This is a genomic window from Tistrella mobilis, from assembly GCF_041468085.1.
Lineage (GTDB): Bacteria > Pseudomonadota > Alphaproteobacteria > Tistrellales > Tistrellaceae > Tistrella > Tistrella mobilis_A.
In genome coordinates, this window is sequence record NZ_CP121017.1 from 2,401,833 (window position 1) to 2,415,906 (window position 14,074).

Annotated in this window: 14 protein-coding genes; all 14 read right to left on the reverse strand. The window is 64.3% G+C overall.

Annotated features, from left to right (window positions below; all coding sequences use genetic code 11):
- Positions 1 to 10: 10 nt before the first annotated feature.
- Positions 11 to 1,201: a lipid-A-disaccharide synthase gene (lpxB, locus tag P7L68_RS16675; RefSeq protein WP_372006741.1), complete on the reverse strand. Its 1,191-nt coding sequence runs from the start codon at positions 1,199 to 1,201 to the stop codon at positions 11 to 13.
- Positions 1,198 to 2,022, reverse strand: coding sequence for an LpxI family protein (locus P7L68_RS16680; protein ID WP_372006742.1), 825 nt, complete (start codon positions 2,020 to 2,022; stop codon positions 1,198 to 1,200). The genes lpxB and P7L68_RS16680 overlap by 4 nt, the downstream gene beginning before the upstream one ends.
- Positions 2,019 to 2,843: an acyl-ACP--UDP-N-acetylglucosamine O-acyltransferase gene (lpxA, locus tag P7L68_RS16685; protein WP_372006743.1), complete on the reverse strand. Its 825-nt coding sequence runs from the start codon at positions 2,841 to 2,843 to the stop codon at positions 2,019 to 2,021. Before lpxA ends, P7L68_RS16680 begins: the two co-directional genes overlap by 4 nt.
- 11 nt (positions 2,844 to 2,854) lie before the next feature.
- Positions 2,855 to 3,331 (reverse strand): 3-hydroxyacyl-ACP dehydratase FabZ, encoded by a 477-nt coding sequence (gene fabZ / locus P7L68_RS16690; RefSeq protein ID WP_372006744.1) that lies wholly within the window; start codon positions 3,329 to 3,331, stop codon positions 2,855 to 2,857.
- Positions 3,332 to 3,394: 63 nt separating this feature from the next.
- On the reverse strand, positions 3,395 to 4,426 hold the full coding sequence (gene lpxD / locus P7L68_RS16695; protein ID WP_372006745.1) for a UDP-3-O-(3-hydroxymyristoyl)glucosamine N-acyltransferase: 1,032 nt from the start codon (positions 4,424 to 4,426) through the stop codon (positions 3,395 to 3,397).
- A gap of 109 nt (positions 4,427 to 4,535) precedes the next feature.
- Positions 4,536 to 5,123 (reverse strand): OmpH family outer membrane protein, encoded by a 588-nt coding sequence (locus tag P7L68_RS16700; RefSeq protein WP_372006746.1) that lies wholly within the window; start codon positions 5,121 to 5,123, stop codon positions 4,536 to 4,538.
- Between the two features lie 4 nt (positions 5,124 to 5,127).
- Positions 5,128 to 7,398 carry an outer membrane protein assembly factor BamA gene (gene bamA, locus P7L68_RS16705; RefSeq protein WP_372006747.1) on the reverse strand — a complete coding sequence of 757 codons (2,271 nt, stop codon included), beginning with the start codon at positions 7,396 to 7,398 and terminating at the stop codon, positions 5,128 to 5,130.
- Positions 7,399 to 7,538: 140 nt separating this feature from the next.
- Positions 7,539 to 8,666, reverse strand: a complete 1,128-nt coding sequence (gene rseP, locus P7L68_RS16710) for an RIP metalloprotease RseP (RefSeq protein WP_372006748.1) — start codon at positions 8,664 to 8,666, stop codon at positions 7,539 to 7,541.
- A gap of 79 nt (positions 8,667 to 8,745) precedes the next feature.
- Complete coding sequence (locus tag P7L68_RS16715) at positions 8,746 to 9,957, reverse strand: 1-deoxy-D-xylulose-5-phosphate reductoisomerase (protein ID WP_372006749.1); 1,212 nt, start codon at positions 9,955 to 9,957, stop codon at positions 8,746 to 8,748.
- Complete coding sequence (locus P7L68_RS16720) at positions 9,954 to 10,841, reverse strand: phosphatidate cytidylyltransferase (RefSeq protein WP_372006750.1); 888 nt, start codon at positions 10,839 to 10,841, stop codon at positions 9,954 to 9,956. Before P7L68_RS16720 ends, P7L68_RS16715 begins: the two co-directional genes overlap by 4 nt.
- A complete protein-coding gene (locus P7L68_RS16725; RefSeq protein WP_372006751.1) occupies positions 10,828 to 11,541 on the reverse strand; it encodes an isoprenyl transferase in 714 nt (237 codons plus the stop codon). Before P7L68_RS16725 ends, P7L68_RS16720 begins: the two co-directional genes overlap by 14 nt.
- A 37-nt stretch (positions 11,542 to 11,578) precedes the next feature.
- Complete coding sequence (gene frr, locus P7L68_RS16730; RefSeq protein ID WP_372006752.1) at positions 11,579 to 12,100, reverse strand: ribosome recycling factor; 522 nt, start codon at positions 12,098 to 12,100, stop codon at positions 11,579 to 11,581.
- A gap of 42 nt (positions 12,101 to 12,142) precedes the next feature.
- Positions 12,143 to 12,871, reverse strand: a complete 729-nt coding sequence (gene pyrH / locus P7L68_RS16735; RefSeq protein WP_014745297.1) for a UMP kinase — start codon at positions 12,869 to 12,871, stop codon at positions 12,143 to 12,145.
- Positions 12,872 to 13,132: 261 nt separating this feature from the next.
- A complete protein-coding gene (tsf, locus tag P7L68_RS16740; RefSeq protein ID WP_372006753.1) occupies positions 13,133 to 14,056 on the reverse strand; it encodes a translation elongation factor Ts in 924 nt (307 codons plus the stop codon).
- Between the last annotated feature and the right edge of the window lie 18 nt (positions 14,057 to 14,074).

A 14,074-nucleotide genomic window follows, 5' to 3' on the forward strand; every position in this document is an offset into this window, starting at 1 on the left:
GGCGGGCCGGTCATCCCCGCCCGAGCCGGCGCGCAGCAAGGTCGAGAACGACCCGTGCTGCGCGGGCGCTCGGCCGGGCCGGATCATCAGCCGGGCCCCGCAGACGGCTCAACGCTTCGGCGAGATCGGCACGCTGGGCATCGCGTGCACCGGCACTCTCAATCAACGGGGTCAGGGTTCGAACCATCGCATCCGACGTCGCATCGTCCTGGATCAGTTCGGGGATGATTTCACGCGCCATCACCAGATTGACCAGGCTGACATGGCGCACGGTCACCAGCTGCCGGGCGATCCTGAAGGTCAGCGGGTTGATGCGATAGACCACGACCATGGGCACCGACTGCCGGGCAAGCTCCAGGGTGACCGTACCTGACGCTGCGAGCGCCAGATCACCGGCCGCAAAGGCATCACGGCGCTCGGCCGCAGTCGCCACCACCACGGCCGGCTGCGGCAATGCCCAAGCTGCGACAATGGCGCGAACACGATCCGCTTCGGCACGGATCGCCGGCACCACCACACGCAGGCGCGGATGCTGCTGCGACAGGCGCGCCATGGCTTCCCCCATCGGCGGCGCCAGGCGAGAGATTTCACCCTTGCGGCTGCCCGGCAGCGCCAGCACGATCAGATCGTCGTCCGCTATGCCATGCGCGGCCCGGAAACCGGGGCCGTCACCAACATCGACGGCATCCTCGACCGCAGGATGGCCGACAAAGGTGCAGGGCAAGCCGACCCGCGTGAACCAGGGTGGTTCGAAAGGCAGCAGGGCCAGCAGGTGATCGAAGATGGCCGCAAACTTTTCTGCCCGCTTCGGGCGCCAGGCCCAGACGGTGGGCGCCACGTAATGGACCAGCGTCAGCCCCAGCGGCTTCAGGCGTGTCGCCAGCCGGCGGTTGAAACCAGGGCTATCGATCGTCACCACGACATCAGGTCGTGCTGCTGCAATGGCTTCCGCCGTCTGGTTCAGACGTCGTCGCAATGACCGGACATGCGGCAGCACTTCCAGCAGACCGAACAGGCTGAGTTCTTCCATCGGGAAGAGGCTCTCTAAGCCCTCTGCCGCCATGGCCTCGCCGCCCACGCCCATCAGCCGCACCCGGCCGCCGGTCAGTTCACGGAGCGCCCGGATCAGCCGGGCGCCGATCAGATCACCCGATGCTTCTCCGGCAACGAGGGCGATCAGCGGCCCTTGGGTGGTGGTCACGACATTTCCCCCGTGACGAACAGGCCTGCGGCATCCGCAGCCGCAATGATCGCCGGGCGGTCGAGCACCAGAACCCGCCCTGCCCCAAGCGCCAGACCGGCAAAACCGGCCTTCCGGAGCTGATCGATGGTGTCGGCGCCGATGGTGGGCAAATCGACCCGGCGCTCCTGCCCTGGCTTGGCGGTCTTCACCAGAACCGGTCGCGGGCCCGGACGCGCCAGGGCGCCGCAGCGCGAGATCAGGGCTTCGGTCCCTTCAATGGCCTCGACGCCGAGCACGATCCCCTGCTGAACCACGACCGCCTGACCGATATCGAGCCCGCCCAGAACCTGCACGACTTCCAGGCCGCGGCAGATATCCACCCGCGCCTGATCATCCGGCACATGCCGGCCCCAGACGCCGGGTGGTGCGTCGAGCCCGCCGGCTATTTCATCCGCGCCGACCACACGGAAGCCTTCGGATTCCAGATCGGCCACCACGGCTTTCAACAGGGCATCGTCTCCCTGCCCGATCCGTGTCGCCACCCGGGCAAGCAGTCTGGCTCCCCGCGCATCGGGCATCACGGTCGCAAAAGACGGCCGCTTCACCCCGCCGGCCATCACCAGATCGCGCACACCGGCCGCCTTGAGCGCTGCAATGATCCGTCCTGCTGCGCCAATCCGGATCTGCGCATGCGGAACATCTGCAAAGCGCACCGGATCTCCGGCACCTTCCAGCACAACCACAAACACAGGCCGGCCGGCGTCACGGGCAGCCTGTACCACGAGTTCCGGCAGGCGCCCGGCACCGGCGATGACGCCGAGCGTAGCCCCGCCGGTCACGACGCGTCGCCCGCTCCGCCCTTCACCCGTGGGCGGGTCAGGGCCCGGTCAGCCTCGGCCTTCACGAAGTCGATCAGCGGACGCACCGCATCCACGTCACCGAACTCCGCTTCGACGGCGGCCAGACGTTCGGCCTGAGTACCGCCATCGGCCAGGAACAGCCGGCGATAGGCCGCGCGCACCGCATGCATGTCTTCGCGGCTGAAACCGCGCCGCTTCATGCCGACGATATTGAGGCCGGCCAGATGCGCGCGCTCGCCGGTTACCGTGCCATAGGGAATGACATCGGCCTCGACGCCGGACATGCCGCCGATCATCGCATGGGCGCCGATCCGCACCCACTGATGCACCGCCGACAGGCCGCCGATGATGGCGTGGTCCTCAACCCGGACATGGCCGCCGAGCGTCGCGTTGTTGACCAGCAGGCAGTGATTGCCGACATGGCAGTCATGGGCAACATGGGCGCCCACCATCAGCAGCACGTTGTTGCCGATGGAGGTCAGCATGCCGCCCCCCTCGGTCCCGGGATTGACGGTCACATGCTCGCGGACCACCACGTCGTCGCCGATCTCAATCCGGCTGTCTTCCCCACGGTACTTCAGATCCTGGGGCTGATGGCCGATAACCGCGAATGGAAACGCCTGGAAGCGCGCACCAATACGGGTGTTGCCGGTGACGACGACATGGCTGTGGAGCACGGAATCGGGGCCGATCTCCACCCGCGATCCGATGACGCAGAACGGGCCGACGCGGCTGCCGGCACCGATGCGGGCACCCGGCTCAACAACTGCGCTCGGATGGATCTGGATGGTCTCGGTCATGATTTCATCCGTCACGCGCGGTCGACGATCATGGCGGCGAACGTGGCCTGGGCCACCACCTTGTCGTCGACGGTCACCTTGGACTCGAACTTCCACACCGCACCGCGGCTCTGCTTCTTCTCGACATTCACACGCATCACGTCGCCGGGCTTGACCGGACGGCGGAAACGCGCTTCGTCGATCGACATGAAGTAGACCAGCTTGCCCTCACTGTCGGGGCCGAGCGTACGGACCACGAGCACCGCCGCCGTCTGCGCCATACTCTCAATGATCATGACACCGGGCATGATCGGCGCGCCGGGAAAATGGCCCTGAAACTGATATTCGTTCATCGAAACGCATTTGATGCCGACCGCGCTTACGTTCGGCTTCACGTCGACCACCTTGTCGATCAGCAGGAACGGATAGCGGTGCGGGATCATCTCCATGACCCGCTCGATCTCGATCACCTCGGACTGTTCTGCGGAAGGCACGGTGGTTTCGCTCATCTCGATGGATATCCCCTAAAAGTTGCCCGCGCGGATTGTTTCCCGCTGTCAAGCTGCCCGATGTCAATGTTGCTCCCGGTCGCGCCGCCGGATCAGCTTCGCCAGCGTGACACTCTGACGATGCCAGTCGCGTACCGGAACTGCCGGATAGCCGCCCCACACCGCACCGGCCGGCACGTCGGTGATCACCCCCGACTTGGCCGCAAGCTGGGCACCGGCACCGATGTTCAGATGGCCGGCGATGCCAACCTGCCCGCCAGCCACCACAAAATCGCCAAGCACGGTAGAGCCGGAAATGCCCACCTGTGCCACGATCACGCAGCCGCGGCCAAGGCGGACGTTGTGGCCCAGGGCCACCAGATTGTCGATCATGCAGCCATCGCCGATGACCGTGTCGGGGCCGGCGCCCCGGTCAATGGTCGAGTTCGCGCCGATCTCCACATCATTTCCAATGATGACCCGCCCAACCTGAGGGATACGGACATGACCGGCGGCCGGATCGCTGGCGAAACCGAAACCATCCTGACCGATCCGCACACCGGTGTAGACATAGACGCGATCGCCAAGGACGGCGAAACCGACATAGGCACCAGCGCCGATCACGCAGTTCCGGCCGATCACCGTGTTCCGGTCGATCACTGCATTGGCCTGGATGATGCTCCCGTCGCCGATACTGGCACCCGCCATCACCACAGCACCCGGGCCGATCTCGACACTGCTCCCCAGTTGTACGCCATCTTCAACTACTGCGCGAGAATGAACGCCAGGGCTGACGGGCCGCGGTGGATGAAATCGTCGGGAGATCCGTGCAAAAGCCATGTACGGAGCCGGAGACACCAGCAGAGGCAGATGGGCAGGCGCGCGCTCGGCATCGGCCGGCGACAGAATGCACAGCCCTGCCCGGCACTCGGCCAGCTTGGGAAGATAGGACCGGTTGTTCAGGAAGGTGACGTCATCCGGACCGGCGAGATCGATCGGCGCGACGGCACGGAGCATGCCCGCAGGCGCCGGGCCACGCAGGGTCGCATTTACCGACTCGGCCAGTTCCTGTGCCGTAAACGGGCCAGCAACCTCGAAGAACCGTGGATCGGCCATGGCCTTTACCATCCCTCCTGCTGGAGACGGCACCGTAACGCTCCCGCCACGGTGCCGCTTCCGGTCGTCTGATCATGTCCGCAGATCCCGGTTGGAACCGGCAGATGGATCACTTCTTAGGTGCCTGGGCCTTGGGCAGATCCAGTTTCGGCACGCTTTTGTTCATGCGCTGGATGACTTCGTCAGTCACATCCAGGCTGTTATCCACCAGGATCGTCGTCTGGCGCGGCAGAACCAGGGTATAGCCCCGCTCTTCAGCCAGATTGGCGAGCACCTGCAGGAAGGCCTGATCGATTGCCATCTGCGCACGTGCACTGGTCTCGTCGAAAGACCGGCGACGCTCGGCAACCGCCTTCTGCATTTCGCCGTATTTGCGTTCGAACTCCTCGCGACGCTTCTGGAACGCCTCGGGCGACAGCAGGCTGCGCTGCTTCTGGAGGTCCTCCTGCTCCTTGCGCAGCGCCTCCTCGTCCTTGGCGATACCGTCGCGGAAGCCTGCGCGCACCTTGCCAAGCTGCTCCTGCAAGCTCTTCGCAGCGCTGGTTTCCTCCATCACCTTCTGCACATCGACGACAGCAACGCTCAACGGTTTCTGTTGAGCGGCGGCCGGCCCGGCAGCCAGGAGAGAGGCGGAGGTGAGGACGAGTCCCGCGGCGAGCGCGACACCACGCAGGCGCTGGCCGATCTTGGAAGTCATGGGTTCAGAACCTCGTTCCGAAGCTGAAGCGGAAGACCTCGGTATCATCGAAGTCTTCCTTGAGAACCGCCTGGGCAGCGTCCAGGCGGATGGGACCGAAGGGCGAAATCCAGGTCAGGCCCACGCCGACCGAGGCGCGGATGGAGTTGACATCCCGGATTTCAGGGCCGCTGTCATCAAGCTCGGTGACACTACCAAAATCGCTGAACACGCGGCCACGCACGTCGTAATCATCCGGCAACCCAAGAGGGAAGCCGACTTCGACCGTGCCCGAATAGAGGAAGTTACCGCCGAGGGCGTCGCCGGCCTTCACGTCGCGCGGGCCAACGCCAGCTGTTGCAAAACCACGCAGGCTGTCACCGCCCAGGAAGAAGCGGTCGTTAATGGGCACGTCTTCGCCGAGCCCAAGGATATAGCCGACCTGGCCGCTGACCAGACCGACCACATCATCAGTAATCGGATAATACCATGCAGCATCCGCGCGGTGGCGTGCATATCTGGCATCACCACCAAGGCCAGCAAGATCCTGGGTGAGGCGCAGCAGATAGCCATCACGCGGATCGACTTTGCTGTCACGTTTGTCGTAAGTAAACGTTTGACTGACGATCGAACTAAGGCGCTCGCCTTCCTGTTCACGGATATAACGAGACGCATCATCGTCGACATCCGTTACTTCGTCATTGCGCAGCGTATACTTCAAACCATGCCGCAGGCTGGGAGTCAGCCAATAGTCCGCCCGGAGGGCGCCGCCGGTCGTCTTCTGCACGTAACCGGATTCGTCTTCACGGTCGATCTCGCGACGGAAGACGTCGAAACCGGCAGCAACGTCGCGGTTCAGGAAATAAGGTTCCGTGAAGCTGAGGTCGATCAGCTGCTCATCGCCGGAAATGGTGAAACCCAGTCGCAGATCCTGGCCCCGACCGAGAAGATTCCGTTCGCGAATGCCCACATCACCCAGCGGGCCGGAGCCCGTGGAGTAACCGACGCCGAACGAGATTTCGCCGGTCGACTTCTCCTCGACATCCACCTTGACCACGGTCTTGTCGGGATCAGTACCAGGCTCAGTGGTCACCTCGACCTTGTCAAAGTAGTCGAGATTGCGAACGCGATCCCGCGAGGTACGAATGCGTTCGGCATTGAACGGATCGCCTTCGGCCACGCGGAACTCCCGACGGATCACTTCGTCCAGAGTCCGGGCGTTACCGTTCACCTCGATACGTTCGATGAAGTTTCTTGGCCCTTCATCAATGTTGTAGGTGATGTTGATGACATGAGTCTCTCGATCCTTCGTCACCGAAGGCTGGACTCGTACGAAAGGATAGCCGCGATTGGTGACCTCGGTCGTCAGCGCTTCGACCGTGCGATCGACCTTAGTCGCGTCGTACCAATCTTCGCTTTCGGTTTCGACGACATCTTCGAGCGTCGCCGTATCAAGGCCCGGCAGCGTGCTCTGCACGTCGACCTTGCCCAGCTTGTAGCGCTCGCCCTCTTCCACCACGAAAGTGACGTAGAACTCCTCGCCCTCTGGCGCCAGTTCCGCCACTGCCGACTGGACCACGAAATCGGCATAGCCGTTCTTCAGATAGAAGCGGCGCAGCAGTTCACGATCATAATTCAGGCGATCCGGGTCGTAGGTGTCGTTCGACGTAAAGAAGTTGTACCACCGTGCTTCTGTGGTCAGGACCACGTCACGGAGTGCGCTGTCGCTGAAGCGGTCATTGCCGGTGAAACTGATCTTGCGCACCTCGGTGCGCGGACCTTCTTCGATCTCGAAGATCAGATCGACGCGGTTCTGATCGAGCTGAATGATCTTGGGATCAATCCGGGCAGCATAGCGGCCGTTGCGCCGGTAGACCTCCTGCAGACGCTCCACATCCTGGGCGACCCGGGTGCGGGTATAGACCGTGCGCGGACGCAGCAGAACCTCCTTCTCGAGGTCACTGTCTTCCAGGCGCCGGTTGCCTTCGAAGTCGATCCGGTTGATGACCGGGTTCTCGACCACGTCCACCACCAGCGCGTTGCCTTCGACACGCAAGGCGACATCGGCAAACAAGCCCGTGCCGTAGAGGGTCTTCAGGCTCTCGTCAATCAGGGACGGATCGGCCGGATCCCCCTGGCGCAGAGACAGATAGGACCGGATGGTCTCAGCCTCGATGCGCTGATTGCCGTTCACCTGGATACGGTCAATCCGGACCGCCTGGGCGGCCGGCGGCGCCACAGGCGCCTGAGCATGCGCGATTGCCGTGCTGGCGAGCATCGTCGCCGTCATGGTCATGGCCAGCCAAGAACGCGGCACGCGGGGCCTCCCACCTCAAGCCAGATGTCGACCGGCAATCATGCCCGGCCGACCTCAAATTTCATGCGACCCGCCGGACAGCTCCTACCGGGCCCCTTCTCCTGCCGCATCGCAACGCGTCAGGTGAAGAGGCCTGCAAGATAGTCGACAACCCGGAGCCTGACGAGATCATTCCAGGTCGCTACGATCATCAATGTCAATACCAAGACCAGCCCGAAGCGGAAACCATATTCTTGCGCCCGCTGGCTCAGCGGACGACCTCGCGCAGCCTCGGCTGCATAGAATGCCAGATGTCCGCCATCGAGCAAGGGGACCGGCAAAAGATTGATGAGCCCGAGATTGATCGACAGCATCGCCGTGAACCAGATGACGGTCGCGACGCTCATACGGACCACCTCGCCCGACATCTGAGCAATGCCGATAACACCCGCCAGTTCTTCAGTACCTCTGGTACCGGCGATCATTTCCCCGACGGCCCCGAAGGTTATCGCGACGATGGACGCCGTCTCGCGTACGGCACCGGAGACTGCCTCCACCGGCCCCTGCCGGACCCATTCCGTGCCCGATGCCGAGATGCCGATCCGCGGCATCTGGTGAGTGTTGCCGAAGCGGTCGTCCACCGACACCATCTCGGGCGTCAGCGACATGGAAAGGACACGGCCCCCACGATCGACCTCCAGCGTCACCGGCTGGCCATTGCCCGCAACCACCGCGGCCTGCAGATCCTCGAAACGAGTGACCGGACGGCCGTCGACGCCGGTCACCCGGTCACCGGGCTCCAGCCCGGCTGCCGCCGCCGGACTGTTCTCAAGAACATTGCCGATCACTGCCGGTGTGGTCTGCTGCCCCCAGATCATGTACAGCGCCGCCAGGGCAACAATCGCATAGATGAAGTTGAAGACGGGCCCTGCCGCCACAATCGCTGCCCGCGCCTTCACCGAGCGGCCATGGAACGACACCTTGCCCGTGGCAGGATCATCCGCGGCACGACCGCCGGCGCTGGCCGCATCGGCATCACCATACATCTTCACGTAGCCCCCGAGCGGCAGGAGCGAGACCTTCCAGCGGGTTCCGGATTTCGCCGTCCAGCCGAAGATCTCGGGGCCGAAGCCGATCGAGAAGGTTTCAACGGTCACGCCGCAGCGCCGCGCCACCCAGTAGTGGCCGTATTCGTGCACAAAGACGACGATGCCAAGCACGACGGCGAAACCGATCGGGTAGCTCAGCGATTGGATAAGCTGGTCCATCTGCAGCGTCAGATCCCGCTTTGTGTGCAACCGCGCATTCGCTGTTGCAAAGGGTCGTCCAAAGAGCGGCCGCGGTCGTTCAGCGCGCGTCCACCAGCATCATGGCCCGGCGCCGTGCCGCAGCATCAAGCGCGATCACTTCGTCGATCGACCCGGGTGCCCGCCGAGGCTCGGCATCCAGCGTATCGGCCACGACACCGGCAATGTCGAGAAAACCGATCCGGCGGGCAAGAAACGCTGCCACAGCCACCTCGTTCGCGGCATTCAGGATTGTGGCGGCGCCATCGCCGCATTTCAAGGCATCCCGGGCAAGCGCCAGACAGGGGAAACGCACGAGGTCCGGCGCTTCAAAAGAGAGTGTCGCAATCCGCGCCAGGTCCAGCCTGTCGCTGGGTGCCGGCCTGCGATCGGGCCAGGCCAGCGTCCAGGCAATGGGCGTTCGCATGTCCGGTGCACCCAGATGCGCGAGTACCGACCCGTCGGCATACTGGACCAGACCGTGGATGATCGACTGCGGATGTACCAGTACGTCAAGGCGATCGAGCCCCACCGGGAACAGGTGATGCGCCTCGATCAGCTCCAGGCCCTTGTTCATCATCGACGCACTGTCGACCGAGATCTTCGCCCCCATCGACCAGTTAGGATGGGCAACCGCCTGCTCCGGCGTCACCTGGCGCATCTGATCAAGGGTAAAGCTCCGGAACGGGCCACCCGAAGCTGTCAGAATGACCTTTTCGACCACATGCAGACGTTCAGGTTCCAGGATCTGAGCGATGGCATTGTGCTCGCTGTCTGCCGGCAGCAACCGGGCGCCATGTCGTTCCACCTCGGCGGTAAACAGATCACCGGCGCAGACCAGGCATTCCTTGTTGGCGAGCGCGACGAGTGCACCGCGACGCACGGCCGCGAGCGTCGGCGCCAGCCCTGCCGAACCCACGATCGCCGCCATCACCCAGTCCGCCGGCCTTTGTGCCGCCTCGATCAACGCCTCGGGGCCGGCCGCCGCCTCGATTCCGGTGCCGGCAAGACACGCTTTCAGATCGGTGTAGCGCGCTGGATCAGCGGTCACTGCCAGCCGCGCCTTCAGCTGAACGGCGTCGCGCGCCAACTGCTCCACATTGCCATTGGCGGTCAGCGCCTCAACCGGATAGCGCTCGGGATCACGGGCGATGAGATCGATGGTCTGACGACCGACGGACCCCGTGGCCCCCAGGATCGACACCCGTCGCGGCGTTCCGGCCGCGGCAGAAACAGAGGATGAACGTGCAGGTGACTGTGGGGGTTGGGTCATAGTCCCTCGGCAAACAGGCCGCCGGTCACCATCAGCATTAGTGCCAGCGCCGGGGCAGCGAACAAAAGGCCGTCGAGCCGATCGAGCAGGCCACCATGGCCCGGCAGCAGCCGGCCGCTGTCCTTGACGCCGAAATGGCGTTTCACGCCGCTCTCGACAAGGTCGCCGATCTGCTCCACGACCGCAAGCGCCGCCCCGGCGGCGCCGACGGCCACAAGATCCTGGGGCAGGCGCACACCAGCGATGACGGCAACCAAGACAGAAATGACGAAGGCGGAAAACATGCCGCCGAACAGGCCGGCCCAGGTCTTGTTCGGGCTGATCCGGGGAGCGAGCCGGAACCCACCGATAGCCCTGCCGAAGACGAAGGCTCCGATATCCGTAGCCCAGACCACGAGCATCAGCCAGAAGGTCCATTCCAGCCCGAGCGGCTGCGCCCTCAGCCAGATGAGTGCCAGCACCGGCAGGCCGACATAGACAACACCCGCCGCCAGCCAACGCCGCCGGGCACCCTCGATCTTCAGGAAGGCGGCGGCGAGAGCCGCAACGGCAACCATCAGCAGCGCGGCCTCGTAGCGCCCGGTTCCGGCAACCCAGGCCGCGGCGCCAAGCACGCCCCCGAGGCCGAGCCCCACCGCCATCCAGGTCATGCCGGTCAGGTCGACCAGGCGCCGCCACTCGTTGAACAGCAGAACGGCCAGCAGCCCGGCAAAGAGGTGAAAAACGTCGCCGCCCAGATAGATCAGGGCCAGTACCGGCGGGCCCAGAACCAGCGTCGTGAGCAGACGCAGCTCCAGCGTACGCCGCCGCTCCGCGCGGGCATCTGCGGCCGCGGCTCCCCCCCCGCCGGGAGGTAGGGGCTGGTGCCCGCTAGACGGCGCCATAGCGACGTTCGCGGCGTTTGTATTCGGCGAGCGCCGCATCCAGCGCCGCCGCGTCGAAATCCGGCCACAATGTCGGAACGAAAATCATCTCCGCATAAGCCAGCTGCCAGAGCAGAAAGTTGCTGATCCGCTGCTCGCCGCTGGTCCGGATGATCAGATCGGGGTCCGGCAGATCATGGGTCTGAAGACGCGCACCGAAAGCCTCCTCGTCCAGCTCATCCAGATCAACCCGACCGGCAGCGGCTTCGGCGGCCAGCTCTCGTGCCGCGGCCAGAATCTCAGCCCGCCCCCCGTAGCTGATCGCGATGGTCAGGACCATTCCCGTACAATGCCGTGTCCGCTCCACAGATCGGTGCAGCAGGTCTTGCATGTCAGGTGACAGCCGTGAACGGTCGCCGATAAAATTGAGGCGAACATTGCGATCGATCAACAACTTGACCTCCCGGTCGAGATAGAAGCGCAACAATCCCATGAGGTCACGGACCTCATCGAGCGGGCGCTTCCAGTTCTCGGACGAGAAGGCGAAGAGGGTGAGATAACCGATCCCGTGCTCCGCGGCGCGATCGATCACCTTCCGAACCGATTCGGCCCCACGATAATGACCGACGGTGCGCGGCAGGCCGCGGGCTTTCGCCCAGCGGCCATTGCCGTCCATGATGATCGCGACGTGGCGCAAGGGGGGATCTGAGACCAGCGCCATGGGGCTCGGCTCCATCCTGAGGGGACGCGCTCCGGGCTCAGACCTGCATGATCTCCTTTTCCTTCGCCGCCACCAGGTCGTCGATCTGCTTGATGCGTTCATCCGTCACGGTCTGCACGCGCTCAGAGGCGCCACGCAGCTCGTCCTGGCTGATCTCGCTGTCCTTCTCAAGCTTCTTCAGCTTATCGAGGCCGTCACGACGAACATTGCGCACAGAAATTCGGGCCTGCTCACCGTAACGCGAGGCCACCTTGCCCATCTCGCGACGACGCTCTTCGGTCAGTTCCGGAATCGGCACCCGGATGACGGCGCCCTCGCCGATCGGGTTGAGACCGAGACCGCTGTCGCGAATCGCCCGCTCAACCGCCTTGGCGAGGCTCTGATCCCAGACCTGGACCGACAGCATGCGCGGCTCGGGGACGCTGATGGTCGCGACCTGGGAGACCGTCATCTCGGAGCCGTAGGCATCGACACGCACCGGCTCCAGCAGATTGGCCGAGGCGCGGCCGGTGCGCAGACCCGCCAGCTCATGCTTCAGGGCGTCGATTGCGCCGTCCATGCGGCGGCGGACGTCCTTGATGATGTCATCCTTGGACACGGTTCAGGCCTCGTTGGTAATGATGGTGAAAAGTCCCCGACCGAGCATCACTTCGGCAAAGCCGCCGGCATGATGGAGGTTGAAAACCACGATCGGGATGTTGTTATCGCGAGCCAGTGTGATGGCGGAAGCATCCATCACTTTCAGGTCACGCGAAAGAACTTCCAGATAGCCGAGGCTGTCATAGCGCTCGGCGCGCGGGTCCTTTTTGGGGTCGGCGGTGTAGACACCATCGACCTGAGTTCCTTTCAGGAGCGCATCGCAGCCCATCTCCACCGCGCGCAAGGCTGCGGCGGTATCCGTCGTGAAGAAGGGGTTGCCGGTACCGGCGGCAAAGATCACCACCCGGCCCTTCTCCATATGCCGCACTGCCCGGCGCCGGATATAGGGCTCACAGATGCTCGACATCGGGATGGCGGACTGCACGCGGGTTGCCACGCCGATCCGCTCCAGCGCGCTCTGCATGGCCAGCGCGTTCATGACCGTGGCCAACATGCCCATGTAATCGGCCGTCGCCCGCTCCATGCCGGTCGCGGCGCCGGAGATGCCGCGGAAGATGTTGCCGCCGCCAATCACCAGGCAGACCTGCACACCCATGGACTGCACGGACCGGATCTCGCCGGCAACGCGCTCCACCATATCGACGTCCAGACCATACTGGCGATTGCCCATCAACGCTTCGCCCGAGACCTTCAGCAGGACCCGGCGGAACCGCGGGGTGGAGAACGACATGGATTGTCTCCTGTTCGACGACGCTGTTCGGCCCGGAGAGGATGCTACCGGATCCGGAGTGGCTACGCCGGTCTGGGCGGAACGGATGCGGACGCGGTAAGTCGGCCGCGGCAGCGATACCGGGCGCGGGCCGTGTAACGTATAGCCGTGCGCGCGGGCCAAGGCAACCACCGCAACGGCCGGCACCGCACTCCCGGCCGGAGCAAAAAAGGGGCGCCCGTGGGAGCGCCCCTCTTCCGTATCCGCAGACCTGCGGGGTGATCAGGCGCCGAGCGCCTTCTCAACCTCAGCCGCGAAGTCCTCCTGCTTCTTCTCGACACCCTCGCCGAGTTCGAAACGGGCAAAGGCCTTCAGGGTCACCGGCGCGCCGACCGTATCCTTGGCATTCTCGACGACCTTGCGGATCTTGGTCTCGCCGTCGATCACGAAGATCTGCTCAAGCAGGCAGACCTGCTCGTAATACTTGCGGATGCGGCCTTCGACCATCTTCTCGATGATGCTCTCGGGCTTGCCGCTCTCGCGCGCCTGCTCGATCAGCACCGCGCGCTCACGGTCGAGGGACTCGGCCGACACGTCGGCGATGTCCAGCGCCTCGGGGCGCGCAGCTGCGGCATGCATAGCGATCTGGCGGCCGAGCTCGGCCAGCTTCGCCTTGTCTCCGGTCGATTCGAGGGCGATCAGCACGCCGATCTTGCCCAGACCCTCTGCGATCTGGTTGTGGACGTAAGCGGCGATCACGCCATCGGTCACGTCGAGCACGGCTGCGCGACGCAGGGCCATGTTCTCGCCGATGGTCGCGATCAGGTCGGTCAGCTTCGCTTCGACAGTGCCGCCATCGGGGTAGGCAGCGGCCTTCAGCGCCTCGATATCGGCACCGGCCTCAAGGGTCACACCCGCGACCTTGGCAACATAGTCCTGGAACTTCTCGTTGCGGGCCACGAAGTCGGTCTCGGAGTTCACCTCGACCACCGCGGCACGCAGGCCGTCGACCTTCACGCCGACCAGGCCTTCAGAGGCCACACGGCTCGCCTTCTTGGCGGCCTGCGCCAGGCCCTTGGTGCGCAGCCAGTCGATGGCCGCGTCCAGGTCGCCATCATTCTCGGTCAGCGCCTTCTTGCAGTCCATCATGCCCGCGCCGGTCTTCTCGCGGAGCTCCTTGACCAGGGCAGCAGTGATCTGAGCCATGATTCCACCTCGTGTGAG